The organism is Thalassoglobus polymorphus (assembly GCF_007744255.1).
Lineage (GTDB): Bacteria > Planctomycetota > Planctomycetia > Planctomycetales > Planctomycetaceae > Thalassoglobus > Thalassoglobus polymorphus.
The window spans coordinates 82,518-107,869 of the sequence record NZ_CP036267.1 but is presented as its reverse complement, the minus strand read 5'-3'; the positions used below and the strand labels follow the sequence as shown (position 1 = coordinate 107,869).

The window sequence follows — 25,352 nt, the reverse complement described above, 5'->3', positions numbered from 1 at the left end:
CAGATTGAACCTGTCACTTTTTTCGAATTGCTTGAATGAAGCGGTCGTCTTCACTGGCTGATTCAAAGAGAGAAGATCTCTCTCGACTCATGACGAGTGAGGGACTTCCCTCCTTGGGAGTGAGGAGACTCAGGCGGTCCTGAATCATTTGCTCCTGGAGTTTTCTGTCTCTTGCAGCTTCAAGCTGCGAAACAAAAAAATCTGTCACAGCTCCGTCAGGGAGTCTCGATTCCGCAAGAAGATCCGTGACTTGTTGCTTGGTTTGCAACTTTTTGACCAGTGAAGAAAGTTCGCGGTTTTGAATTTGCAATCGTTTTTGCTCAGAGGTGAGCGTTTCAATTTGCTGTTCAAAATTGAGCAGAGGCGTGTTTTCCTCGGTGGTCACATTTTCAGCTGATGTTGATTCGCTGAAGGTCTTGGTCGTCGCGGGGTTGACGACCGCATCGACGGATATGACATCGACAATTTCATCGACGACTGTCCCATCGAGCGAGCGTTTTGCTTTGACGACGTGTGACATGCCAATCCCAGGAGTGTCCATTTCCAGAAGTTTGAGAAACGTTTTCCCGGAATCGGTTTCGAGAACATGAATATCTCCACGGATTCTCCCCTGATCGTAGCGCGGGTTGGTGATAGAACCGACCAGATCGCGAGTGCTGCGATCGTGTGGCCGGGTCCGATCCCTGGCATGGTCGAGAAAGACAGGTTTTGAGTCGTAGAGTGCGACGGCCGACTTGAGCGACGAATCTGAATACGTGTAGCCGTTTTTTGACTGTTCACCAGTGAGAGCGACATTTTTGACGAGCCGCTGACTTTCATCAATCGAAAGATTCTGATTCCAGTCCTGGCAGCGTTCAGTGAGAGTGGTTGAATCCATCGTGCCTTGCCAAAGTGTGAGAAATGAAAGGTTTCATTCCCATTCGGAGTGGTTGCGCGGATTCCGACTCGCAAAGCTAGACGAGATCGGTAAAATTCTGTCACTTTAAGCAGAAGAAATCGCTAAATAGGCTAGGATCAATTGGTTCTACGCAATTGCCAGAACGGGCTTTGTCGTGTAGGGTTGCCCGACGTTTGGGGATGAAAATGTGTCCCCACCGATGTTCATTCGACACAATGGATCAGAGTTGACTTATGACGGATTCTCCTGAACGGAACGAATCAACTGGCGGAAGTGAAAATCAGGAGAAAACTGCTGCGCGGGGTCGAGGCAGCCTTCCTTATTATCTGCTGATTATGCTGTTCTTCATTCTGGTCATGTGGGGCTGGCAAGCGATCAGCAATGCCAATCGAACAGAAGTTGAATACTCCTTCTTTCTCAGCCAGTTGGAAGAGGGGAATGTCAAATCCGCTTCACTCAAAGGGCTGCAACTTTTAGGTCAGTGGAAGAATGTTGAGACGGCTCAAAACGAGCTCAACAGCATCGTCAAAGGTCTGAATGAAGACTTAAAAGAGGGTGAGAAAGAGAAGAAATCGCCTGAGTTAACGAACCTGTTCGTGACGAACGTTCCTGCTCAAGAGAACGAAAATCTACTGCGCCGCATGGAGGCGAAGGACGTCAAATACGGTTCGGCAAACGAAGATATGTCGATCCTGATTTTGCAGTCGATGATCTACTTATTGCCATTCATTTTGTTGATGGCGTTTCTCTTCTTTGCAATGCGACGCTCTTCCGATCCGATGGGATCGGGTGGGATGTTCGGGAATTTCGTCAAAAGCCAAGCCAAGAGATTCCAACCAAGTGACAGCCAAACAACATTTGATGATGTCGCAGGCATGGAGCATGCCAAGACAGAGCTGCAAGAAGTTGTGGAGTTTTTAAAAGAGCCCTCAAAGTTTCAGCGACTCGGTGCTGAAATCCCGAAAGGGGTTCTTTTGATGGGTCCTCCGGGAACCGGGAAGACACTCGTTGCACGTGCTGTCGCCGGTGAAGCAGGCGTTCCGTTTTTCAGCATCAACGGCTCAGAGTTCATCCAGATGTTTGTCGGCGTGGGGGCAAGTCGTGTCCGGGATATGTTCCGGACAGCGAAAGAAAACGCTCCCTGTATTTTGTTTATTGACGAAATTGATGCAGTCGGTCGTGTGCGTGGGGCTGGAGTTGGTGGAGGTCACGATGAACGTGAGCAAACTCTCAACCAAATCTTGAGTGAAATGGATGGATTCGAATCGAATGCCGCAGTGATTGTGATCGCTGCAACAAACCGTCCCGATGTTCTCGACCCTGCCCTGCTTCGTCCGGGACGATTTGACCGGCATGTCGCAGTTGATCGACCGAGCCGTGAAGGTCGACTTGGCATCCTGAAAGTGCATGTCCGCAAAGTTAAGTTGGCGGAGACAGTCAACCTCGAAGAAATTGCGAATGGAACGATCGGATTCTCAGGAGCAGAGCTTAAAAACATCGTGAACGAAGCAGCTTTACATGCTGCCCGAGACGGGAAAAATGAAGTCGAGATGGAAGACTTCGACTCAGCCCGCGACAAGATCATGATGGGTGTCCCACGTGAAGATATCATGAACGAAAAAGAACGTCGCATGACCGCATACCATGAAGCGGGACACGCGATTCTGGGTTGGATGCTCCCCGAAGTTGACCCTGTTCACAAAGTCACAATCGTTCCTCGTGGACGTGCTTTGGGAGTGACTCAGTTTGTCCCCGAAGAAGAACGTTTCCACATGGGCGAAACGCGATTGCGACAACAGTTGGCAATGATGCTCGGTGGTCGCACCGCCGAGAAGCTAATCTTCGACGAATACTCTGCCGGAGCTGAAGACGACCTGAAACGCTCATCACAGATCGCTCGCCGCATGGTCAGTGCCTGGGGAATGAGCGAGAAAATTGGCCCCGTCGCCTACCGTGACAGTGACGAGCATCCGTTCCTCGGCAAGGAGATGCACGAGCAACGCAAGTACAGCGAACAGACCGCTTTTCTTATCGATCAAGAAATGCGAACTGTGATGCTCGAAGCTCAGGATCTGGCGATGAAGACGCTGGCTGAGAATCGTGAAACCCTCGAAAAACTTGTTTCGGCACTCATGGAAAACGAAGTTGTTTCTCGCGAACATCTGGTCGAAATCCTGGGACCACGAAAAGGCGTCGAGAGGGGGGACGAGACCGAAACGAATGGGGAACAGCAAAACGACTCTTCAGAAAGTTGATGGTCGATCGATCTCCGGGAGGAAGTTTCGCGAAGATCTTGTAGCGGGAGACAGGTTGGATTGGTACAATTCACTTTCGAATTCTCTTTGTCTACCCACTTGTGAAACATGGCATCCGAATCGAAATCATCGCAGTACAACCGTCGAGTTTTCCTGGAAAACAGCGCCCGAAACGCTGCCGGACTCGCGGCGGGAGCCATGGGCCTGGGAGTCACCAGTTCGCCCAATGAGCGCCTGCAAATTGGCGTGATCGGACTTGGTTCGCAAGGAGAAGAACTGACCGAAGCACTCTCCCGAACAAACATGGTGGAGATCGTAGCGATTTGTGATGTTGATGCTCGCTCTTTGGCGTACGCTCAGCACGAAATTGCGAATCGACAGACTTCAAAGCCAGTTGCAGTCGGGCAGCATGAACAACTTCTTGAGAAGAGTGATATCGACGCGGTTGTGATCGCAACTCCCGATCACTGGCATGCAAGAATGACAGCCGATGCTTTACTGACCGGTAAAGATGTTTTTCTGGAAACACCGGTTGCTCACTCGATTCACGATGGCGAACGTTTATGCCGCCTGGCGGAACAGACGGACCGCATCGTGCAGGTCGGTTTACCGCAGCGACATGGGACTCATTTTCAATCTGCGATTCAGTTAGTACAGAGTGGATTTCTGGGTAAAATCCATCTTGCGAAAGCATGGGCAGTCCATCGACGTAAATCAATCGGACGCTGTGCGACTTCTCAACCTCCAATGGGAGTTGATTACAACCGCTGGTTGGGGCCAGCTGAAGGCCGTCCCTTTCAAGAGAATCGATTCCATCAAAGCTGGCCCTGGTTTTGGGACTTTGGGTCTGGAGAACTGGGGTTATGGGGCGTGCATCATCTTGACGTGATCCGCTGGGCTCTCAAACTCGATCTTCCAAATCGAGTCGTCGCCACAGGAGGAAAACGCAGCTTTAAAGATGACCGAGAGACTCCCGACACACTTTCTGTGCATTACGACTACCCGGATGTTGAAGTTGTGTGGGAACATCGACAGTGGTCGAATCGAGGAATTGAAGGCCGCTCTTCGGGCGTTGCGTTTTACGGTGACGCGGGAATGCTTGTTGTCGATCGAAGTGGCTGGAAAGTTTACGACCACCGACAAGATGGGCATGCCGATGCCAGTGATATCAAAAATTCGCAAATGAGCAGCTTCGTGAAGTCCGTCTCGTCTCGGACAGCTCCGGTGGTCGGTCTGAGAGATGGCCAGAACAGTTCCAGTTTGTGCCACTTAGGAAATATCGCATATCGTTTGGGACGGGAAGTCAGCTTTGATCACGACCGGAAAAACTTCGGAGCTGATGCCGAAGCAAATGACTTTCTGGAATCGCAAAGTCGCGATCCGTGGCGATTGACGGAGGAGAAATGCCGCACCAGAAGTTGATCATTGACGCTGATCCCGGGATTGGAGATGCTGTCGCGATCGCACTGGCGTTGTGTGATCCAACCCTCGAAGTAATCGCATTGACCTCTTGCGGAGGGCTGGTTACTGGTGAGCAGGCGTTTCGAAACCTGCAGACGATCACATCTATTGTTGACCCGTCACTCTGGCCACGGATCGGGTTAAGCCGAGCCACTGCCGTTTGCTGTGACGATTCACCGGTTCTGTCGGGGATCATGAAAGGTCAAGGAACGTATGGTCTTGGAGAATGTGAGCCGATCACGGCAGATCTTCATCAGCCGACGGAGTCTGCAAAGCTACTTGTTGAGCTTGTCCGAGCATTCCCGGGCGAATTATCCCTCTTAACACTGGGACCTCTTACAAACCTCCAGTTGGCAGCTGAGCGTTCACCATCGTTTCTTGCTGATCTGAAGCAACTCATCATTTGCGGCGGGTCGGTGGCTGTCGGCGGTGATGTCACAGCGACTGCAGAGTTCAACATGTTTGTTGATCCTGACTCTTCGCAAAAGATCCTCACCTCCCCTGCCAATAAAACAATATTACCGATCGACACTTCGCATCAATTCGGTCTGAGCTTTGACGAATACGATCAACTTGGAATTGACGTCTTTTCGCGTCTCGGACGATTGCTGAACGAAACAATTCCGTTCGCCTTGCGAGTCTCGAGAAATCAACTGGGGCGGGAAGGAATTCTCCTGCCTGAAGTGGTCGCTGTCGCGGCGGTTTCTCACCCTGAATTGTTTGAGCAAACGGCGATGACGGTTGATGTCGAGCTGACTGGTGGACTGACGACCGGGATGACAGTCTTTGATCGCCGAGGGCTCCCTCACTGGAAAGAAAACATCGAAGTGCTGACAGACGTTGATGCTCTGGGGGTGAAAGACTACATGCTGCGTCTCATCCATGCCTCGAAGCTGGGGCAATAAAGCCCTGCCGACCGAATGAATCTGCCGCTCTGTACTCAACATACGGGGCGTTTTCAGCTTTAAAAATAGCAAAATGATCGCCATTTCTGCCAATGACAGCGATTTCAAAAGTCTTGCAAGCGACTGCAAATCGCAGGCGTGTTGCTCGATGCTTTCGCATTTCAAGACATTTCCAATGCTTGTCGGCCCCGTAAAAGCCACGTTCAGAACCTCACAGATTGCTTCCCACGAAGTTGAAACGAGAGATCAACCTCGGATTTATTCAAGATACACTCTCCCTACGCTGCGTCTCACTTCCGAAAACCGTGGTTCGTATTTATCTGAAGAATCGCTATTCTTCAGAATCGAAAGCGGAAGAAATTCCGCAACAGCATGAATAGATTCCGAAGAAAGCAATGAACGAACACAAAGAGATCGCAGCTCGACACAGACGGACTCGCAAAGACCATGCGACGGAAACAGCAGAAGACTATGTCGAAGCGGTCTCGGAGATTATTGAAACAAATGGAAGTTGTCGGGTTGTCGATTTAACGAAGCGGTTCGATGTTTCACATGTAACCGTGACCCGAATCATCAGCCGATTACAGAAAGAGGGTTACGTCACCACGGAGCCTTATCGACCGATTGAACTGACAAAATCTGGGGAAGCACTCGCGGAAACATCCCGCAAACGGCATGAAACGGTTTTCAATTTCCTCGTCGCCTTAGGAGTTCCAGAAGAAATCGCAGAGATTGACACCGAGGGGATCGAGCATCATGTCAGCGAGAAGACTCTGAAGATCTTCCAGAAATTTGTTTCACAATCGCAGACAAAATAGCGAACGCACGGAACCATACAAGGACGAAAGGTTTTGACATGGCAGATACAGCTGTTCTGGAAATCAAGGGCCTGAAAACATACTTCGATTCGCCCGATGGAGTCGTCAAAGCTGTCGACGACTTGACCCTCACATTGAATGCCGGAGAAACCATGGGGCTCGTGGGAGAGTCCGGATCTGGAAAGTCCGTAACTTCTCTCTCTGTGATGCGGCTTCTACCTGACCGTGCTGCAACAATCGCTGGAGGTTCGATTTCGTACTTAGGCCGAGATCTGGTGCGGCTTCCCGAGCGAGAAATGCGCAACCTGCGCGGCAGCGACATCAGCATGATCTTCCAAGAACCGGGAACCAGTTTGAACCCTGTATTCCGCGTGGGAGTGCAGGTCACCGAAGGTATTCAACGGCACTTGAAAGTGAGCTTTGCCGAAGCGAAGCGGCGAACGATCGACCTCTTCAACGAAGTCGGAATCCCAGAACCAGAGCGACGCTTTCACAGCTATCCTCATGAGATGTCTGGCGGCCAGAAACAGAGAGTCATGATCGCACTGGCACTCGCCTGTGACCCCGAAATCCTCATCGCTGATGAGCCGACAACTGCCCTCGACGTGACAATTCAAAGGCAAATTCTCGATCTCCTTCGAGACCTCCGTGATCAGCGCGGAATGTCAATCCTCTTCATTACTCACGACTTGGGTGTGATCGGCGAGATCGCTGACGACGTTGCCGTGATGTTCCGTGGACGACTGGTCGAGCATGGTCCGGTCGAAGAGATTTTTGCAAACCCGAAGCACCCATACACAAAGGGTCTTCTCGCCTGCCGGCCGAAACTGGAAAGCACTTTTCGGCGTTTGCCGACTGTCAGTGATTTCATGGATGCACAGAAGCTTCCGGATGGAAGCTACGAGGTCCAGGAGAAGCAACTGTCAGCGGAAGCGATCAAGCAACTTTCGATGACTGGGCGCGGAAGATTGATCCACCCGAAAAGTGAATTACAAAAAATCGGGCATCCTTTTTCAGAGATCAAAGAAGACGCTGATCTGAAAACCGTCCCGGAAGGACGTCGACCGATTCTGAAGATCGAAGACTTAAAAGTCTATTACCCAATTCGAACCGGAGTTTTTCGGCGGGTGACAGATCACGTCAAAGCGGTCGACGGGATCGACCTGAAAGTTTATCAAGGACAAACGTTGGGCCTTGTTGGAGAATCTGGCTGCGGCAAGACAACAACAGGACGAGCAATTGTCCGACTGGCTGAGATGACAGCTGGCAAAATTCAATACGAAGGAATTGATATCACATCGCTGCGAGGCGAAGACCTGAAGAAATACCGCAGCAATGTCCAAATCATCTTTCAGGACCCATACAGTTCTCTGAACCCTCGAATGACCGTGGAAGGGATGCTGGTCGAGGCAATGATGATTCATGGAATTCTTGGACGTCGCTCAGAACGTCGAGACCGAGCGGCACACCTTCTTGAGGAAGTCGGTCTGGAGGCGGGGCACTTGCGTCGTTATCCGCATGAATTTTCCGGTGGACAGCGTCAACGAATCAGTATTGCGCGGGCGTTAGCTGTGAAATCTGAGTTTATTATTTGCGACGAATCAGTCTCTGCATTGGACGTTTCAGTTCAGGCTCAAGTCTTGAACTTGCTGAAAGACCTTCAAGAAGAACATGGGCTGACCTACGTTTTCATCAGCCACGACCTCAGCGTCGTGAAATTCATGTCTGACATGATGGCCGTCATGAACGCGGGGAAAATTGTCGAATTTGGCCCCTCTGAATCGATTTACGAAAATCCCCAGGAAGAATACACAAAGCGGCTCATCTCATCGATTCCGAATGATTCTTTAGAACTCATCCGTGAGCGTGTCGCCAGACGAGAACAAACAAGATCGAAACAGAAGTCATCGAAGTGATCCGGCCGGATTACCGTCTCAAGTCGACCCAAGCTTGGTCTTTCTGTCCACAGCCACTGAACTGCCAAACTCCCATCTTGACTTTGCGAGAGAAAGGTTGGATTGCTCTGGACGACGAATCATTTACCAATGTGCTCGCAAATCAATGATTTGATTCTGCACAATGCGAAGAGGCTCCGTCAGGCTGTCTTGCTGTCGTCGATAGGGATTAACTTCGGGATCGGGACTTGTAACCCGATGACCCCACCATGTTTTTGTTTGAGGTCCTGGAAGTCGCGTCTGAGGAATGAATACAACTCTTCTGGAGGATTCATCGAGAGATACTCTCTAGCAAAGACTTCCATTTGGTCATCGTATTCACGTTGGCTTTGCGTGTGAACGTGACATCGTCCACCGAAGCGGCGGATATCTCCATCGAATCTCGGGCTGATATGATAGAGCTCGTGCAAGATGGTCACGAATTTTTCTTGAAAAGATTGATCCAGAAACCGCGGCAGATAAAATGTGAGAATGTAGAGCATCTCACGTTTTCCAAGGTACAGACGCTGAACTGTCCAGAGGCGTCCTTGACGTTGACCTGTCGTCGCTCCGTTTTCGAAACGCATTGGAGTCAGTTTTGCCTGAAGCCCATGCAAAACGGAAGACCGGGCCTGAGCGAAACAGACAGCGACGCGAGACATGTCGATGTGCATGAACGCTTCGTGACGATTTGTGAGATCTTCACACAACTTCATGATCGACTGCGTGAAATCAAAAGGTCCGAATTCCGACCCCTGGTTCGACGACCTGGTCATCTGAGTTTCCTTTCCCGATGCAGTTGTAATTCCTGAATTTCGTGCGATTCCTACCGCAACTCAGGCAACTGAGAGATCAATTTGTGTCAAACAATGAGTTGGATAATACCGGGAAACTTCAAGAATACCAGAGAGAATATGTGGGATGACGAGTGAACAACCCGGGCAACAACGGTGCATCGACTTGTCCTGATGTTCGGATTCTCTGGTTTGGGCGCGTATTGACCGATGCCGGTTACGGAAATAAACTTCGGTCTACAGGGAGTTTGCGACAAAGTTGTAGCAACGAACTAAAACGGCGTAAGAATTCTGCACTCTAGACGAACGACAGGAATCGATTTTTTCGATTCCACACTTTTTCTGAATGTGTGGGGGGAAGACTGCCAGTTCGAGGGAGTGAAGATGGTCAGTTTTGGCTAGCATCCCCCGATCTCGAAGTCGCCCACTGGACTCTTGCGGATCACATAACTCACATCAATACAGGGGTTTACGTAGCCACCACACCCGGTGGTCCACTCCTGAAGACTCTATAGGTCACGGAAAGAAGACATGGACTTCTTTGATCGTCTCGGCGACTATTTGACAGCAGTGACAGCCTTTGTAGAAGGGTTGGTCCGCAAATTTTTCGGTTCATCGAACGAGCGTGAAATCCGCCGGATCGGCTTTGTTCGCGAGAAGGATGGGAGCTCTCGGGTCATCTCCGGATCTGTCCTCGATCGAATAAACTCCCTTGAACCGGAGATGGAAAAGAAGACAGACGCCGAATTGAAGGAAACAACGGACCGTTTGCGGGCAAAACTTGCCGATGGAAAAACTTTAGACGACATTCTTCCAGAAGCTTTCGCATCGGTACGAGAATCTGGCAAACGCAACCTTCAAATGCGTCATTACGATGTGCAAATGGTGGGGGGAAATATTCTTCACCAGGGCAAAATCGCTGAGATGACCACCGGGGAAGGAAAAACACTCGTCTCCTCTCTCCCCGCCTATTTGAATGCCTTGGCAGGAAAAGTTCATATCGTCACAGTGAACGACTATCTCGCCAAGCGGGATATGGAATGGATGGGCCCGCTGCACCTGGCGCTCGGACTCACCGTCGGGGCGATTCAAGGGCAAATGCGTCCACAAGAACGGCAAGAAAACTATGCCTGTGACATTTGCTATGGAACCAACAACGAGTTCGGCTTCGACTACCTTCGAGACAACATGAAGCCGACAGCTGCGCTTCAAGTGCAGGGACCGCTCGACTATGCGATCGTTGATGAGATCGACAACATTCTGATCGATGAAGCACGAACACCGCTGATCATCTCCGGGCCAGCTTATGATGATGTCACAAAATACCCGAAAGCCGACCGTGTCGCTCGACAACTTGTTCGAGATGTTCACTTTGAAGTGAAAGAAAAAGAACACACGTGTCACTTGACGGACGAAGGAGTCCGCAAGGCTGAAGAATTGGCAGGCGTTGAAAGTTTTTACGCTTCAGGAAACATGGAATGGCCACACCTGATCGATAACGCCTTGAAGGCGCATCATCTTTATAAGCGTGATGTGAACTACATGGTTGTTCAGGATGAAGTGATCATCATCGACGAGCATACCGGTCGTCCTATGCCAGGACGACAATGGAGCGACGGGTTGCATCAGGCAGCCGAAGCAAAAGAAGGTGTACGAATCAAAGAGGTCAGTCAGACCTTGGCAACGATCACACTTCAGAACTACTTCAAGCTCTACAACAAGTTATGCGGGATGACCGGAACCGCGATGACGGAAGCGAACGAGTTCTACAAAATCTACGGTCTGGATGTCGTCGCAGTCCCGACGAACCGCCCGATGCAGCGAATCAATTCTCAGGACACAATTTATCGTTCAGAACCTGAGAAGTGGAAAGCGGTCGTCGACGAAATTACCGAAGTTCATAAAACGGGACGTCCAATTCTGGTTGGAACGGTTTCTGTTGAAAAGAGTGAGCGGCTCGGATCGATGCTGTCCAAGCATGGTGTCAAACACAATGTCTTGAACGCGAAAAATCACGAGCGTGAAGCCGAAATCGTCGCCCAGGCAGGCCGGCTCGGAGCTGTCACCATTGCGACCAACATGGCTGGTCGCGGTACGGACATTATCTTGGGCGGAAACCCTGAGCATATGGCTTGGGATATTTTGAAGACAAAATACTCGTCTCGATTGGATGTTCCCAAATCGGAATGGGATGAACTGTCTGACAAAATCGCCAGCGAAGAAGGAATGAAAGCGGATGGCCGCAAAGTCGCTGAACTGGGCGGACTGCACGTCGTCGGAACGGAGCGTCACGACTCTCGACGAATCGACTTACAGCTTCGCGGACGTGCAGGACGACAGGGCGATCCCGGTTCGAGCCGGTTCTTCTTATCCCTCGAAGACGACTTGATGCGAATTTTCGCCGGCGAAAAAGTTAAGGGAATGCTCACCTGGTTGGGAATGGAAGAAGGCGAGAGCATCGAGCATCCAATGGTGTCTCGACAAATCCAGAAGGCACAAAAGCGCGTTGAAGAGCGACACTTCGAGGCACGCAAGAGCCTGCTGGAATACGACGAAGTGATGGACCATCAACGGAAAGAAGTTTACAGCTATCGACAGGACATCTTGGATGGCGTGAACTGCCGCGACTTGATTGGCGGGATGCTGAATCAACAAATTGAGAAGTGGGCGAGTCAGTTCCTTTCACGAGAATATCGCTGGGGAACGGCCGCAGCGTTTGCTTCGCAAAACCTGGGGCTCGTCGTCGATGCCGATGCCATCAGCAACATGGATAAAGACCAGATGGTCGAGTACATGACAAGCGAGGGCGAACGACAAGCCGAAGTGCTCATTGAAGACCAAATGGCAGAGAACTTGCCGGAAGAAGGCGATCATCGTGACTGGAACTGGCAAACCCTGGCAACTTGGGCCAATCGCCAATTCAACCTGAACACAAATGACAGAGAACTTCGCAAGGTCGTTCGGGAAGGAATGCCAGATGGCGAAATGAACCGGGACCAGGTTTTCCGGCATCTGATTGAACGTGCTCGTGAAGGGATTCATCGTTGGGACTTTGAACCTCTCGATACCATTTTGGCTGAGGATTTTGGAGCGAAGCAACTTTCAGGTTGGCTACGGCACCAGTTTGGTGTGGAAATGTCACCGGAAGAGTTCACAAAATTTGACGACACTTCGGACGCGATCGCACTGGTCCAACAACGAGTACGAGAACGCTACCGTGAAAAGGAAATTCGTTTTCCAGTCGTCGTCGGGATGAACAGATACCTCTCTGGCCAAAACAGTGATCGTGAAGGTTTGATCGGATGGGCAAACAGCCGATTCGAAACGAATTTGTCGAACTCTGACCTGAAAGAAAAAGAGCGTCCACAAGTTGCTGAAATTCTCATCGAGAGAAGCAGCCAATTCTTCCCCGCACCCGAGACACGAGATGAACTTCGAGAACTCTTAGATGACGTCTTCACGATTCGCCCTGAAGGGGAACAAGAAGAAGCTCTCGACTTATCTCGACTGATTCAATTCTTGAAAGACCGGATGCAGGTGATCTTGAACACCGAGGAACTCGAGGAGATTGATCCGGTTAAAGGGCGGAACTTAGCTCTTCAAAAAGTTGACGCCCGCTATCGCCCCGAGTTGGGACAAGCCGAGCGGATGCTCCTGATGGAGATGCTCGACCACGCCTGGAAAGAGCACCTGTACTACATGGACCATCTTCGAAGTGGAATTGGCCTTGTCGGTTATGCTCAAAAAGACCCGAAGGTTGAATACAAGCGAGAAGGAATGAAAGCCTTCGAAGCGATGTGGGACCGCATCGCCGAACAGGTCACATCAGCCATTTTCCGCCTGGACTCCGAGAGCTCACCAGAGTTTCTAGAGTCCCTCTGGGCAAACGCCTCCGCTCAACACGCACAAGTTCAACCCGAGGTCGAAGCTCTCTCCCCCGAAGTGCAGGAAAGCCACGGAGCAGAACCGGGAGCCGAACAGAAGACCGTTGAAACAATCCGCAACTTTGACGACAAAGTAGGCCGCAACGACCCCTGCCCCTGCGGCAGCGGAAAGAAATTCAAAAAATGCCACGGAGCAGTCTAGAAGCATCTTACGAATTGATTTGCAGGACCTGCCTCGTGGCGAACAGCATTTTTACTAGAATCAGTCCGAAAACCTCTGGAATAGCCGCTTTTCTTTACGTCTGAGAGAGCAATTTTAAGTTTCAGGATCAGTTCTAGAAAAATGCGTTCTTCACGGGCACACAGTAGAGTAAACTGCTCTAGAGACTCGACTTTCGACACCAAGCGAACCCGCTTTTCTAGGCGGCCGGACCTGCCCAACAGCATTCTCCTTACCGACGAGTTCGACAGTGGCTTTAGGAATCTCTGAACAAAGCTTGCCGCTGGCTACGGTCACAGCGTTTTTGTTATGGAATCTTCCTCGATGATGTCGGAAGTACGAGCCGGCCTTGTTACTCGGGAACGAATCGGCTCAGCTTACTCAAGCAAATTTGCGACTTGCTCGGCGGAGTACTTGAACGCTTTGAAGTTAGGAGCAGGACCTTTGTAGCGAACAACGACATCTCCATCAGGCGCAACTTCCCAGACTCTTCTCCCCACCGTATCGGTCAGAAGAGTGTTGCCATTGGGCAAACGGCGAGCTCCGCCTTGGAAGGGAGCGAAAAAGTCATCGCTTGTCCAGAACCAGATTTGCCGGGCTTGAAAGGTTCCAGATTGGTCTGGGACGTAACGTCGGTCATCATCAACCGTGGGATTAATCTCATGGACGTTACTAATTCCCTTTAACTGTTCCTGGCTAACAGCGGCGGCAGCTCCACCATTTCCTAGCCTCGCCATGCTGCTCGTGTCTGTATTGTTATTGAATACCAAGATATTGCCGGCTCCCGGAAGTCCTTCGTCAATCCAGTTGGCGTCGTGTTGATTCTGGAAGAGCCGGTCTTTCTCCGTACCCCTCGCGTAGGCAGCGGGATTGCCGTATCGGAACAGCAGATCTCCCCCTTTGCCCCTTCGACCACCTGCGGAGCTCGCGGCTTGTTCGATGGTCGTGCTGTGGTCGATCACCCAGATTTCGTTGTAAATTAAGGAGCTGACAACGATCTGATCCATGCCTGAGTGATAGTCGAGCGAATTCAAATGCTGCCGCACAGCATTCATTGGCGCATAGCTTTCAGGGAAGTGCCCATCGATCTTTTCAGGATGATCAGCGATGACACCGTAGTTGCCTGCTTTGGTATCCTGATCCTGAACCATATGGTCAATAAAACGCCAATACCAGACGACTTCATAGGAATTCTCATCTAGGTCGGGTTTGATCTCCAACACTCCATCAGACCAAACCGTTTTCCCTTTACCGGCAGACCAACCGGCTGCAACCGCTTCGTTCGGGCTGATTTCTTCGTAGATTAAAACCAGAATATTGCCGTTGGGCATGGGCAACATATCGTGGTGAAAGGTGATTTTGTTCCCATTGAAATCAATAGTCTCCGCTCTCAACTCCCAGATCGCTTTTCCAGTTTTGTCTGTGACCTGAAGAGTATCGGTGGCGGCTACTGGCTGTCCTGCGACATATTTTCTATCCCTGATGCCCATGCGCAGCAGGCCACCGGATTTCAGCAGGTACGAGGTATGTCCCCCTCCAGTTAAATCGGTATCCCAGCGATGAACGACCTTTCCCTCAGCATCGAGAAGCATTGCGTAATTCACGACATCGGTGGCGAGCTCATCCGCCTGGTGCCAAAACAGGTAACCTTGATACAACTCGTCAGGCAAGACGAGATCGACCTTCTCCATAACTGCATCACCGACTGATGCGATTGTTGTCGTTCGTTGTGGCTGTCGAGAACGTGCTTCTGCTTCTGGCACCTGTTCGCGAAGTTCGCGAGCGACAGTGAGGTAGTAGTTTCTGGCGGTGGCATTGACCATGTTGTGGGCCAGCTTTGTCAGGGCGTCGGCCTTAATTTGCTTGGCATCAGAGTCATCTTTGTTGATTGCCAGCAGATGGTCGGCAAGCTGTGCGGCCCACTGGTTGTCATCCTCGGCCAGTGCAGCTTTAGCCGAATCCAACAGCTTCTCTTTTCCTCCGGCCAGTTTCGCAACTCGCTCCGCTTCCGCCTTGGGTGGTAACGGGAACAAGTTGGATGCATTGCCGTCGAACCAGCCAAGGTAGTTGCTGAAGGTCTGGCGGACGCCCCAGTCGGGATGCCCGTAGAATGGCTGCAGGTATTCATTGCTTGCCAGACGTTCGGGAAGCTGCACGTACTCAACCAACTCGTCGGGTGTTAGACCTTCGTTAATGCCCTCGACCGTCTTGTCGTGAACGAATTGCACCGCGTCGCGATAGTCAGTTAGAACCTGTTTGACTTCATCGCCACCTACGACAGGAACCGTGTGTCCGCCGACCAATACATTCGCATTCCGGTCGGCCAACTTTGAAAGTGTTCCCGCCCAAAATCGGGTGATGCGATTGGGAGTGCCTCGAATGGCGTACAAGTTTGGAAAGGATCGATAAAATGTGTCTCCCGCAAACAGGACCTTTTCGGCTGGATACCAGACAGAAATTCCGTCGTTGGTTTCACCGGGCGACGATGTGAGTTCGAGTTCGACCCCGGCAACCTCTATGACTTTTCGATCCTCTTCAAGTAAGTGAGTCGGTGCCGTTCCTCCGTTGGCAGAGAAGACTTCTCCACCACGTTTGGGATAACGAGCAGGTGCGACGCCGTTATTGATTCGTTGCTCCGGCGGCAACTTGAAGCCTGCCTGCCTCGCGCCTCGAACGTTTTGGAACGTCAGACCGCCAGCCTTCCACGGTCGGGCTTCGCTACCGAAGTTGATGTGTGCCCAAATTTGCGGACGCTCGGAACCGAGAAACGCGGGTGCTCCGCCAGTGTGGTCCCCATGCGAGTGCGTATAGATGATCGCCTTGACTGGCTTGTCAGTAATCTCGCGAAATTTCCTGGCAATCTTACTTGCCGCTTCACCCATCATCCCTGTGTCAACGATGACAACTCCGTCATCGCCAACAATCATCGAAACGTTGGAAACGCTATAGCCAACGGCAACATAGACGTTGTCCGCCACTTGAAGAATCTGTTCCTTGAATTGCTCGTTCTGTCTGGTCAGCTTTTCAGTCGCAGCGTTTTCCTGTGCGACCGCTTGACTCGTACAGCCAAGCGAAGCTGTCAAAAGAATGGTGAGAAACCTGCCAAGTTTTGACATTGTCATCTCCTTTGGTTCACGGACAGACTGGCCCGTCGTTTACATGGAAAGTTATCAGTCTTTCGTTAAGTTCTTCTGCATCGTTCGCAAAACGTTGAGCGTTGCTTCCAACTCCGACTTTTTGATGCCGGTTAACGTTGTTTTCCGCAGGTCATCCAGCAGTGGAAGAACCTTCTGCAGTCTCTGCTCGCCACGACGTGTCAAACCGATCATCACGATGCGCGCGTCGTCAGCCGATGCTTTCCGCTCGACGAATTCTTGTTCGACAAGTCGATCCAACTGACGTTTAACCGTGGTCGGATCACGAATCATCAGCGATGCCAGATCGTTCATGCTCAACGGCTTGCCGGCATCAGACAGGCTGATCAGAGTCTGCGTTTCCTCGGGCGAAAACGGCCAACCGGCGTTCTTCAGTACGGCGGCCATGCCAGAACGAATCAGGTACGCGACGCGACCGATTGCAAATCCGGGCGAGGCTTCGGAATCAAAGTGCATGTTCGCCTCCAACCAATTCGGTGGTCGCGGTGCTTGTGGGCCTGGCAAAGATCGGACGATACCAGTCAAAGTAGCAGTAGAGGAGGAATGCGCAGGCCGCAAAGTCTGGTAGCCCGATGACGAGGTATTTGTGAGCAAAAAAAGTCACATACAGCAAAATATTGAAGGCATAGGGGAGCGACATCAGAACGGCGAGAGGCGCGGTCCGCGGGAAAAACATCAGTCCGCCGGCGACCGTCTTGAATAAGCCAACCCAAAAAATCAAATATCCCGTCTCCTGAAGCGCAAGCATGAACCGGCCAACGTCATCCGGCGAATCACCAACCGGATAGCCTCGCGTGGCCAACCCCATCGTCATGATCCCCGTGCCGAGCAGAAAGAGCGCGAAGACTAGCCGCACCACCAGCGCGAGACGTGGCAATCGAACACTGCGTTGTTCCAGTGGAAGCATTTCAATTGGTCCGTATGAATTAAATCGGCAAGTATTTCACCTGAGAGGCAAACACGCGATGAGCCCTCAACAACTACCTGTAGCACACAGGCATCTAAAGTCCAGTCAACCATTAAGCACAAAAGTCGCGAGAATACTCGTGCGACACCTGGCTACTATTCTGGAATGCCTCCCCGCACAGAGCTCGAACCAACCGGTAATCGAAGTTGAGATTCACTGCTGATCGCAGCACACGAGAAGTTGAGATCTACAGGAGTCAAAAGAATTCTGCACTGGAGCAATATGACGCTCACCCCCGACACAGACTCCGCGAGATTTCCGTTTGTTTGATCGAAGCGATTCTCAGATCGGCAAATTTCCTGAACACACATCGGAATTCAGGATCAGGCCAAAGCAGTCGCGAATCCCCCGACACCGAAACGGAGACTCGACCAAAGCGGAGCCGAGCATAGAGAAGACGCGCTGCAAATGCGCTGCATTTCAGGCGTCTCTGATGGGCAATCCGTGTCACAGCCTGGCAAAACGGCTGACCCCGAAAATGAAGAAAACCCTTGCCATAGCAAGGGTTTCGGTGAAGGCTGTCACCTGTTGGCAACTGGTGACAAAGTGGAGGATAGGGGACTTGAACCCCTGACCTCTTGCATGCCATGCAAGCGCTCTCCCAACTGAGCTAATCCCCCGAGTTGTTCTTGGATCGTTCAATATTTATGAATTATTGAACTGATCGAATGGGAGGACAAAATGAGTTGCCCTTCCCCTGAGTCTTTCTGGTTTCGGCTTCTGCTCACCGGAAAATTGATGAAAATACCGATTTCGCAGAACTTTCTAACCAGATTGGTCGACAGCAGGTTACTCAGCAAGTCGGGACGTGTCAACAATTGAAGGGATCACAATTCCCGAGAATGAATATGGGTGTTGCAGATGTCGTCTCTTGTTAGAATAGGTCTCTCAAAAAGCAACACAAATCACGCAGCTTCGATGCGTGTTAATATCACTTGATGTCAATCATCATACACGAAGGTCAAGAAATTATGGCTACCGATGATGTCGTAAAGACGGCTGAAGGACTTATCGAGGGAATCGACTCCGTCGAGTTGGAAGAATGGTTTGAGTCGCTGGAAGATGTCCTGCATCGCTATGGACCAGAGAAGACTCAACAACTGCTGGTTCAACTGCGTGAGCGAGCCTATCACCGTGGGGTGATGATGCCATTCAAAGCGACCACCCCTTACGTCAATACGATCCCTCTTGATGAGCAACCTCGCTACCCCGGAAATCTGGATATTGAGAGACGGATCAAGTCGATCATTCGCTGGAATGCGATGGCGATGGTTGTACGTGCCAATAAGAAAACTGCGGACGCCGGAGCGGTTGGCGGACACATTTCAACATTTGCTTCGTCAGCGACCCTCTACGAAGTCGCTTACAACCACTTCTTCCACGGGCGGACGGAAGATCACCCTGGAGATATGGTTTACTTTCAGGGGCACGCTTCTCCGGGGATGTATGCACGTGCATTCGTCGAAGGTCGTTTGGACGAAAGTCACCTCGAACATTTTCGTCAGGAAACAGTTCGTGGTCAGGGTCTTTCATCGTATCCGCATCCCTGGTTGATGCCTGACTTCTGGCAGTTCCCGACAGTTTCGATGGGCTTGGGTCCGATCTGCTCGATCTATCATGCTCGCTTCTTACGATACATGCATCATCGTGGATTGAAGGATACTTCGAAATCGAAAGTCTGGTCTTTCCTGGGTGATGGTGAGATTGACGAACCGGAATCGCTCGGAGCTATCACACTCGCTTCGCGTGAAAACCTCGACAACCTGGTTTGGGTGGTGAACTGCAACCTTCAGCGACTCGATGGTCCAGTCCGTGGAAACGGGAAGATCATCCAAGAGCTTGAAGGCGCGTTCCGTGGCGCTGGCTGGAACTGTATCAAGGTTGTCTGGGGTGGTGACTGGGACAACTTGCTTGCTCGTGACCACAACGGCAAACTGACCAAGCGTCTTGGTGAGATCATCGACGGTCAATATCAGAAGTATTCCTGTTCGACCGGCGATTACATTCGGGACCACTTCTTTAACGACCCTGAGCTCCAGGAACTGGTTGATCACCTCAGTGACGAACAGCTTGAGAAACTGCGACGAGGGGGACACGACCCAGAGAAAGTCTTCGCAGCTTTCGATGCCGCAGTTCATCACAAAGGGGCACCGACAGTCATCCTTGCCAAGACCATTAAAGGTTACGGGTTGGGTGAAGCGGGTGAAGGCCGCATGATTGCGCACAACACCAAAAAGCTGAACGACGAAGAGTTACACTCGTTCCGCCAACGTTTCAACATCCCGATTGACAGAGAAGACGTCGAGCAGATGCCATTCTATCGCCCTGAAGAAGGGAGTGAAGAAATGGCGTATCTCAAGGCTCGCAGAGAACAACTCGGAGGCCATGTCCCTAGCCGGAAGCCAACTGATGAGCGTTTAGAAGTTCCCAAGCTGGAAGACAAAACCTTCAAGCGTCAATTAACTGGAACGGTTGGCAAGGGCGAAGTCTCTACGACTCAGGCGTACGGAGCCATTCTGCAGAACTTGATGCGAGACAAGAAGATCGGGGATCGAATCGTTCCGATCATTCCTGATGAAGCTCGCACATTTGGACTGGAAGGGCTTTTCAGTAGTTTTGGAATCTATTCCAGCAAGGGCCAGTTGTACGAACCGGTCGACCGCGAAGGCGGTAACCTCATGTACTACAAGGAAGCAACCGACGGACAGGTTCTGGAAGAAGGGATTACTGAAGCGGGGGCGATGAGCTCGTTCATCGCAGCTGGAACAGCCTACAGTAATCTCGGAATAAACATGATTCCGCTTTACATCTACTACTCGATGTTCGGCTTCCAACGTGTCGGCGATCTCATCTGGTGTGCCGCCGATAGCCGTGCGAAAGGCTTCATGGTTGGTGGAACATCGGGCCGAACCACTCTCAACGGAGAAGGTTTGCAGCATGAGGATGGCCACTCCCACGTCATGGCGGCGACTGTGCCGAACCTGGTTGCCTATGACCCTGCATTCGCGTTCGAGCTCTCAGTCATCATGCAGGATGGCCTGAGAAGAATGTACAGCGAGGGAGAAGAAATCTTCTACTACCTTTCTGTCTATAACGAAGCGTACGAAATGCCTCCGATGCCGGAAGTAGAGGGCGTGGTTGAGGGCATTCTGAAAGGGATGTACAAGTTTAAAAGCACCGAAAGTGGAAAGGGGCAACAGAAGCGTCCTCAGCTATTCGGTTCGGGAACAATCCTCAACGAAGTCCTCCGGGCTCAATCAATCCTCAAAGAGAAGTATGACATCGGCACCGATGTCTGGAGTGTCACCAGCTACAGTGAACTCTGTCGTGATGGCATGGCAGCTGATCGTTGGAATCGATTGCACCCGGAAGGCGAGCAACGGCAATCGTTCCTCACGAAAACACTGGCTGAGACTGATGGGCCATTCATTTCATCGAGCGACAACATCCGCATGGTGGCAGATCAGATTCGTGAGTGGGTTCCTGGTCAGTATGTCGTATTAGGAACCGATGGATTCGGTCGCAGCGACACTCGCCCGGTTCTTCGACGACACTTCGAGATCGATGCTGAATGCACCGCTTTTGCGACACTCTCAGCCCTGGCTGAAGAGGGTGCGTTCGACAAATCGAAGCTCCCCGCAGTGATCAAAGATCTTGGGATTGATCCAGACAAAGTTGAGCCACGAACGGCTTAAGCTTCGGTGTAGAATCTCAGACTGAATTCATTTTCAACCTTCACACAATCAGCCCCCGGTGATTTCCCGGGGGCTGATTAATTTCATCATTCACTTCAACAAGACGACGAAGATTCAACTATGGAAGCTGGAATTGTCGGGTTACCGAATGTCGGTAAAAGTACACTGTTCAACGCATTGACCTGCTCACAATCTGCGCAGAGTGCGAACTATCCATTCTGTACCATCGAGCCAAATGAGGGGATCGTCAGTGTTCCCGATGGACGCCTTGAAATTATTGCCAGCTTTGTAAACCCCGAACGGATTCTTCCGGCGGCTCTCAAACTGGTCGACATTGCAGGAATCGTCAAAGGTGCCAGCGAGGGAGAGGGACTCGGCAATAAGTTCCTCAGCCACATCCGCGAAGTCGATGCCATCATTCAAGTCGTTCGCTGTTTTGAAGACGACGACATTACGCACGTTTCAGGAAAAGTCGATCCGGTCAACGACATCGACATTATCGAAACCGAACTCATGCTCGCCGACATGCAAATGCTCGACAATGCCATCGGCAAAGCGCAGCGAACAGCGCGCAGCGGAGACGCCGATGCGAAGAAGCGTGTCGCGGTCATCGAGAAGTGTCAGGCACATCTCGACAAAGAGGAACCGCTGCGAAAACTGGAGCTTGATAAAGAGGAAGCCAAAATCGTCAACGGTTATGGAATGTTGACAGCCAAGCCAGTCTTATATGTTGCCAACGTTGACGAAAACGACTTGACCGGCGAAGGACCGCTTGTGCAACAACTTCGTGAATTCGCGGAGAAAACTGGCGCTGATGTGGTTCCAGTTTGTGCAAAACTCGAGTCCGAAATCGCCGAACTTGATCAGGCAGACCGAACGGAAATGTTGGAGTCCGTCGGGCTTGAGGAACCTGCGCTGGCTGTGCTGGCACGGGCGATCTACCACACCCTTGGACTGCAAAGTTATTTCACCGCTGGCGTTAAAGAAGTCCGTGCCTGGACAATCCCCGTCGGTGCGACTGGTCCTCAAGCTGCCGGTGTCATCCATACCGACTTCGAAAAAGGCTTCATCCGAGTCGAAGTTTACAGCCTTGAAGCTTTGCAGGAACACGAGAAAGAATCTGCGATTCGAGCTGCCGGAAAGCTTCGAATTGAAGGAAAAGAGTACGTCATGCAGGATGGTGACATCTGCCACTTCCTGTTTAACAAATAGAGCCGTTTGCTCCACGATGTGCCCGTGAAGAGCGCGTTTCACAAGCGAAATTGGTGTTCGCCACGAGGCAGAACGCGAACACCAATTCGAAAAATGCTATCGTCGAGCCGCATTTTCGCCAGAGACTTGAAGTGGGTGGCGAAACGCTTCATGCTTTGGGAAGTCCTTAACTGTCCTTCCTCATATGTTCTATCCTCTTGAACATCAAAGCTAGAAAATGTCCACCATGCAAACGACTACGACTCGCCGATCATTTCTATGCACCGCCAGCCTTGCTGCTGGTTCCTGCCTGTTGCCTCGATCAGTCTTCGCCGACGGCATCTCCGCCGAGATCCTCTCAACTAAGATCATCAGCCAACAACCGCAATATTATCATGGCTGGTCGACACTGGGACGACAAAAGTCAGGCCGCTTGATGCTGGTCTGGTCGGGACGTCGTGAAGCACATGTCTGCCCGTTCGGGACTGTCGAATGGATGACCTCTGAAGACGACGGAAAGACCTGGACGTGGCCACGAACATTGCTCGATTCTGCAATTGACGATCGGGATGCTGGTGTTCTGGAGACCGCCAAAGGCACGATTCTGGTGACGACATTTTCGTCGCTGGCTTATGAAAGCAACATCACCAAAGCCAAAAACAATGGTTCCTGGTCCGAGGAGAAAATGGCAAGGTGGCTAGCTGAAGGCCATCGTATTCCAGAGAAGCAACGGAAGGAACAACTCGGAACGTGGATCCTCCGCTCAACTGATAACGGACTGACATGGTCCACCAAAAACGACAGCCTGGTCAACAGCCCTCATGGCCCGACCCAACTCAAGGATGGTCGAATCCTTTATGCCGGCAAACAGCTTTGGCTTGAGAACCCTCGCATCGGACTTTCGGTTTCGAACGATGACGGGGAAACATGGGAATGGTTCTCAGAAATCCCTCCTCGAGATGGAGACGATCCGAACAATTACCATGAACTCCACATGGTTGAGGCAGATAACGGCGACCTGATCACACATATCCGCAACCACAACAAAAACAACGCTGGAGAAACGCTGCAAACTGTTTCAAGCGATGGAGGAAAAACCTGGACGAAGCCACGTTCCATCGGAGTCTGGGGTTTACCGTCACATTTACTGAAGCTCAAAGATGGTCGCCTACTGATGTCTTATGGACATCGCCGTAAGCCATTGGGGAACCTGGCGAGAGTCAGTTCAGACAACGGGAAAACCTGGTCCGAAGCGATCACGATCAGCGATGACGCGACCTCGGGCGATTTGGGCTACCCGTCAACCGTTCAACTCGATGATGGCACATTGCTGACCGTGTGGTACGAAAAAATCAAATCGCAACCACTCGCAGTGCTACGTCAAACGCACTGGAAATTATCGTCATAACGCCAACTCCATTCTGTTTCGCAACTGGCTGAGAAGTTGTTGCTTGAACACGTTCATGTTTCGAGCGCTATCAAGGGTGCTTTCCATCTAGAAAATCGCACATCTCCACGAAGCAGATCGCGAATACAGATTCGAAAAATGTTACAGAAATCTTTGCCCACAAGCAGGCGCTTGTGGGCAAAGTCATTTCAGGATTCACCTTCATCGCGAAAATCGAGCGAAAGCCAACTGGAAGAGATCTCGCGCGGGCGATGCTGACGCAAAGAGGCGAGAGCCCATAGCTACGTACACCTCTTCGTGAGGCGCACGCCAAGTGTGATGTCCCTGAGTCGGGACTACTTCTTCAACGAGGGATGCGGGGCCGCCACGCCGGGAATTCGTTTACCAGTGACTCGGTCGAATCCATCGGGTGTCAACTTGTCGATGCCGGGGAAAGTGTCTTGCGTGTCGGACTGCCACTGAGTCAACATCCCCCGATGTTGATAATGAATTTGGCGAATTTCCTCAGTGACTGAGTCCCCTTCTAGCAAATTGTTCAAGCAGTGGGGATCGTTAAGGACATCGTAAAGTGCTTCCTCGGGTTGAGGTTGCTTGAACAGTGAGAGTTGTGCTTCGGTTAGCTTTCCCGCTTCTTTTAGACGTTTCATTTCGTCATACGTGGGGCTTTGAACCGCGTCAGCAGGTGGGGTTAAAGGGAGCTCAGGAATCCAGTTTCTTACGTAGCGATATCGTTCTGTGCAAACGCTGCGTTCGAAAGCACGGTAGTCGTGCCAGTTGTGTTCGGAATACACCATTAAGTGCCGGATCGTTTCGGGATATCGCAATGTTTGAGTAAAAGTCTTGCCTTGAAATGAGTCGAGTTGTTTGGCTCCGGCGAGTTCTACAACTGTCGGAGCGATGTCGATGGTGCTTACAAGAGAACTGCAGACCGATCCTGGTTGGACGAGAGGCGGATACCGAACAATAAATGGAGTCTTCACGCCATCTTCGAGCACAGTTGTTTTACAGCGGGGAAACGGGCGTCCGTTGTCGCTGATCACGAGGATGAATGTTTCATCGAGAACCCCCTGCTTGTCGAGTTCGTCGACGACCTTGCCAATGTATTCATCAAATCGACCGATTTCATCGTAATACAACGCGAGGTCTTTCTTGACTTCACTGGTCTCCGGGAAGATCGGAGGGACGCGAACGTCGGCCAGGGTATGCGGCGGATCAATCGCACCCGGTTTGTATCCTCGGTGGGGATCAGTGGCTGCAAGCCACATGAAAAAAGGTTTGTCTTTCGGACGATTTTGAAGCACACCAACCCAATGCTCTTCACCGCCTGGTCCGCCTCCCGGCTTGACCAAATCGAACTGCGGTACGACTGCATTTCCAAGATGCCATTTCCCCACAGCCGCTGTGTAGTAGCCCTGCTCTCGAAGCGGAGTCGTGAACAACGTTTGCGTTGCAGGAAGCGGAAGGTGAAGCTCCGCAGCTCCTGTGGAATGAGGATATCGCCCTGTCAGCATCGAGCAGCGACTCGGACTACAGGATGAACAAGTGAGGTAAGCACGGTCAAACCGCATCCCTTCTCTAGCCAGCTTGTCCATATTCGGCGTTTTGATCGATGGATGGCCATACGCACCACAGTCATCCCAAGCCATATCGTCCGCAACAAAGATGACAAAATTCGGCTCTGCAAAAACAGCTGAAGTGAGAAACAACGACAACAAGCAGGAAAATGCAATCCGGTTCATAAAGCTCAAACCCATCAGAGATGATACA

The 25,352-nt window shown here is 51.3% G+C and carries 15 protein-coding genes and 1 tRNA gene; 9 read left to right on the top strand and 7 right to left on the bottom strand.

The window, feature by feature from the left end:
* Positions 1–13 precede the first annotated feature (13 nt).
* The gene (locus Mal48_RS00325) at positions 14–877 is read right to left on the bottom strand and encodes a hypothetical protein (RefSeq protein ID WP_145195065.1); all 864 of its coding nucleotides are present in this window, start codon (positions 875–877) and stop codon (positions 14–16) included.
* Between the two features lie 254 nt (positions 878–1,131).
* On the opposite strand from Mal48_RS00325, the gene ftsH reads away from it, so the two are divergent.
* The 5 genes from ftsH (at position 1,132) to Mal48_RS00300 (ending at position 8,253) form a co-directional block, all read left to right on the top strand.
* Positions 1,132–3,153, top strand: a complete 2,022-nt coding sequence (gene ftsH, locus Mal48_RS00320) for an ATP-dependent zinc metalloprotease FtsH (protein ID WP_145195063.1) — start codon at positions 1,132–1,134, stop codon at positions 3,151–3,153.
* Between the two features lie 108 nt (positions 3,154–3,261).
* Positions 3,262–4,575: a Gfo/Idh/MocA family protein gene (locus tag Mal48_RS00315; RefSeq protein ID WP_145195061.1), complete on the top strand. Its 1,314-nt coding sequence runs from the start codon at positions 3,262–3,264 to the stop codon at positions 4,573–4,575.
* Positions 4,557–5,519 (top strand): nucleoside hydrolase, encoded by a 963-nt coding sequence (locus tag Mal48_RS00310; protein ID WP_145195059.1) that lies wholly within the window; start codon positions 4,557–4,559, stop codon positions 5,517–5,519. Before Mal48_RS00315 ends, Mal48_RS00310 begins: the two co-directional genes overlap by 19 nt.
* Before the next feature lie 395 nt (positions 5,520–5,914).
* Positions 5,915–6,337, top strand: coding sequence for a manganese-binding transcriptional regulator MntR (gene mntR / locus Mal48_RS00305; protein ID WP_145195057.1), 423 nt, complete (start codon positions 5,915–5,917; stop codon positions 6,335–6,337).
* A gap of 38 nt (positions 6,338–6,375) precedes the next feature.
* Positions 6,376–8,253 carry an ABC transporter ATP-binding protein gene (locus Mal48_RS00300; RefSeq protein WP_145195055.1) on the top strand — a complete coding sequence of 626 codons (1,878 nt, stop codon included), beginning with the start codon at positions 6,376–6,378 and terminating at the stop codon, positions 8,251–8,253.
* A 179-nt stretch (positions 8,254–8,432) separates the two neighbouring features.
* Here the strand turns inward: Mal48_RS00300 and Mal48_RS00295 are convergent, their stop codons facing one another.
* Complete coding sequence (locus tag Mal48_RS00295; RefSeq protein WP_145195053.1) at positions 8,433–9,047, bottom strand: putative metallopeptidase; 615 nt, start codon at positions 9,045–9,047, stop codon at positions 8,433–8,435.
* Positions 9,048–9,596: 549 nt separating this feature from the next.
* Between Mal48_RS00295 and secA the strand changes: the two genes are divergently transcribed.
* On the top strand, positions 9,597–13,151 hold the full coding sequence (gene secA / locus Mal48_RS00290) for a preprotein translocase subunit SecA (protein WP_145195051.1): 3,555 nt from the start codon (positions 9,597–9,599) through the stop codon (positions 13,149–13,151).
* A gap of 395 nt (positions 13,152–13,546) precedes the next feature.
* On the opposite strand, the gene Mal48_RS00285 is transcribed toward secA, so the two are convergent.
* The 4 genes from Mal48_RS00285 to Mal48_RS00270 form a co-directional block, all read right to left on the bottom strand.
* A complete protein-coding gene (locus tag Mal48_RS00285; RefSeq protein WP_145195049.1) occupies positions 13,547–16,285 on the bottom strand; it encodes an alkyl sulfatase dimerization domain-containing protein in 2,739 nt (912 codons plus the stop codon).
* Positions 16,286–16,339: 54 nt separating this feature from the next.
* Positions 16,340–16,780, bottom strand: a complete 441-nt coding sequence (locus Mal48_RS00280; protein ID WP_145195047.1) for a MarR family winged helix-turn-helix transcriptional regulator — start codon at positions 16,778–16,780, stop codon at positions 16,340–16,342.
* Positions 16,770–17,231, bottom strand: coding sequence for a hypothetical protein (locus Mal48_RS00275; protein ID WP_145195045.1), 462 nt, complete (start codon positions 17,229–17,231; stop codon positions 16,770–16,772). Before Mal48_RS00275 ends, Mal48_RS00280 begins: the two co-directional genes overlap by 11 nt.
* A 607-nt stretch (positions 17,232–17,838) precedes the next feature.
* Positions 17,839–17,911, bottom strand: a tRNA-Ala gene (locus tag Mal48_RS00270).
* A gap of 351 nt (positions 17,912–18,262) precedes the next feature.
* On the opposite strand from Mal48_RS00270, the gene aceE reads away from it, so the two are divergent.
* From aceE to Mal48_RS00255, 3 genes are all read left to right on the top strand, one after another.
* Positions 18,263–20,986 (top strand): pyruvate dehydrogenase (acetyl-transferring), homodimeric type, encoded by a 2,724-nt coding sequence (gene aceE, locus Mal48_RS00265; RefSeq protein WP_197441933.1) that lies wholly within the window; start codon positions 18,263–18,265, stop codon positions 20,984–20,986.
* A 120-nt stretch (positions 20,987–21,106) separates the two neighbouring features.
* Complete coding sequence (ychF, locus tag Mal48_RS00260) at positions 21,107–22,198, top strand: redox-regulated ATPase YchF (protein WP_145195041.1); 1,092 nt, start codon at positions 21,107–21,109, stop codon at positions 22,196–22,198.
* Positions 22,199–22,424: 226 nt separating this feature from the next.
* On the top strand, positions 22,425–23,585 hold the full coding sequence (locus Mal48_RS00255; protein WP_231739808.1) for a sialidase family protein: 1,161 nt from the start codon (positions 22,425–22,427) through the stop codon (positions 23,583–23,585).
* A 335-nt stretch (positions 23,586–23,920) separates the two neighbouring features.
* Here Mal48_RS00255 and Mal48_RS00250 read toward each other — a convergent pair whose 3' ends face one another.
* Complete coding sequence (locus Mal48_RS00250; protein WP_197441932.1) at positions 23,921–25,324, bottom strand: sulfatase family protein; 1,404 nt, start codon at positions 25,322–25,324, stop codon at positions 23,921–23,923.
* Positions 25,325–25,352 lie beyond the last annotated feature (28 nt).

Excerpts from the sequence above, each read along its gene's own strand:
- Mal48_RS00325 (WP_145195065.1), bottom strand. The coding sequence starts at position 877 with ATGGATTCAACCACTCTCACTGAACGCTGCCAGGACTGGAATCAGAAT.
- ftsH (WP_145195063.1), top strand. The coding sequence starts at position 1,132 with ATGACGGATTCTCCTGAACGGAACGAATCAACTGGCGGAAGTGAAAAT.
- Mal48_RS00315 (WP_145195061.1), top strand. The coding sequence starts at position 3,262 with ATGGCATCCGAATCGAAATCATCGCAGTACAACCGTCGAGTTTTCCTG.
- Mal48_RS00310 (WP_145195059.1), top strand. The coding sequence starts at position 4,557 with ATGCCGCACCAGAAGTTGATCATTGACGCTGATCCCGGGATTGGAGAT.
- mntR (WP_145195057.1), top strand. The coding sequence starts at position 5,915 with ATGAACGAACACAAAGAGATCGCAGCTCGACACAGACGGACTCGCAAA.
- Mal48_RS00300 (WP_145195055.1), top strand. The coding sequence starts at position 6,376 with ATGGCAGATACAGCTGTTCTGGAAATCAAGGGCCTGAAAACATACTTC.
- Mal48_RS00295 (WP_145195053.1), bottom strand. The coding sequence starts at position 9,047 with ATGACCAGGTCGTCGAACCAGGGGTCGGAATTCGGACCTTTTGATTTC.
- secA (WP_145195051.1), top strand. The coding sequence starts at position 9,597 with ATGGACTTCTTTGATCGTCTCGGCGACTATTTGACAGCAGTGACAGCC.
- Mal48_RS00285 (WP_145195049.1), bottom strand. The coding sequence starts at position 16,285 with ATGTCAAAACTTGGCAGGTTTCTCACCATTCTTTTGACAGCTTCGCTT.
- Mal48_RS00280 (WP_145195047.1), bottom strand. The coding sequence starts at position 16,780 with ATGCACTTTGATTCCGAAGCCTCGCCCGGATTTGCAATCGGTCGCGTC.
- Mal48_RS00275 (WP_145195045.1), bottom strand. The coding sequence starts at position 17,231 with ATGCTTCCACTGGAACAACGCAGTGTTCGATTGCCACGTCTCGCGCTG.
- aceE (WP_197441933.1), top strand. The coding sequence starts at position 18,263 with ATGGCTACCGATGATGTCGTAAAGACGGCTGAAGGACTTATCGAGGGA.
- ychF (WP_145195041.1), top strand. The coding sequence starts at position 21,107 with ATGGAAGCTGGAATTGTCGGGTTACCGAATGTCGGTAAAAGTACACTG.
- Mal48_RS00255 (WP_231739808.1), top strand. The coding sequence starts at position 22,425 with ATGCAAACGACTACGACTCGCCGATCATTTCTATGCACCGCCAGCCTT.
- Mal48_RS00250 (WP_197441932.1), bottom strand. The coding sequence starts at position 25,324 with ATGAACCGGATTGCATTTTCCTGCTTGTTGTCGTTGTTTCTCACTTCA.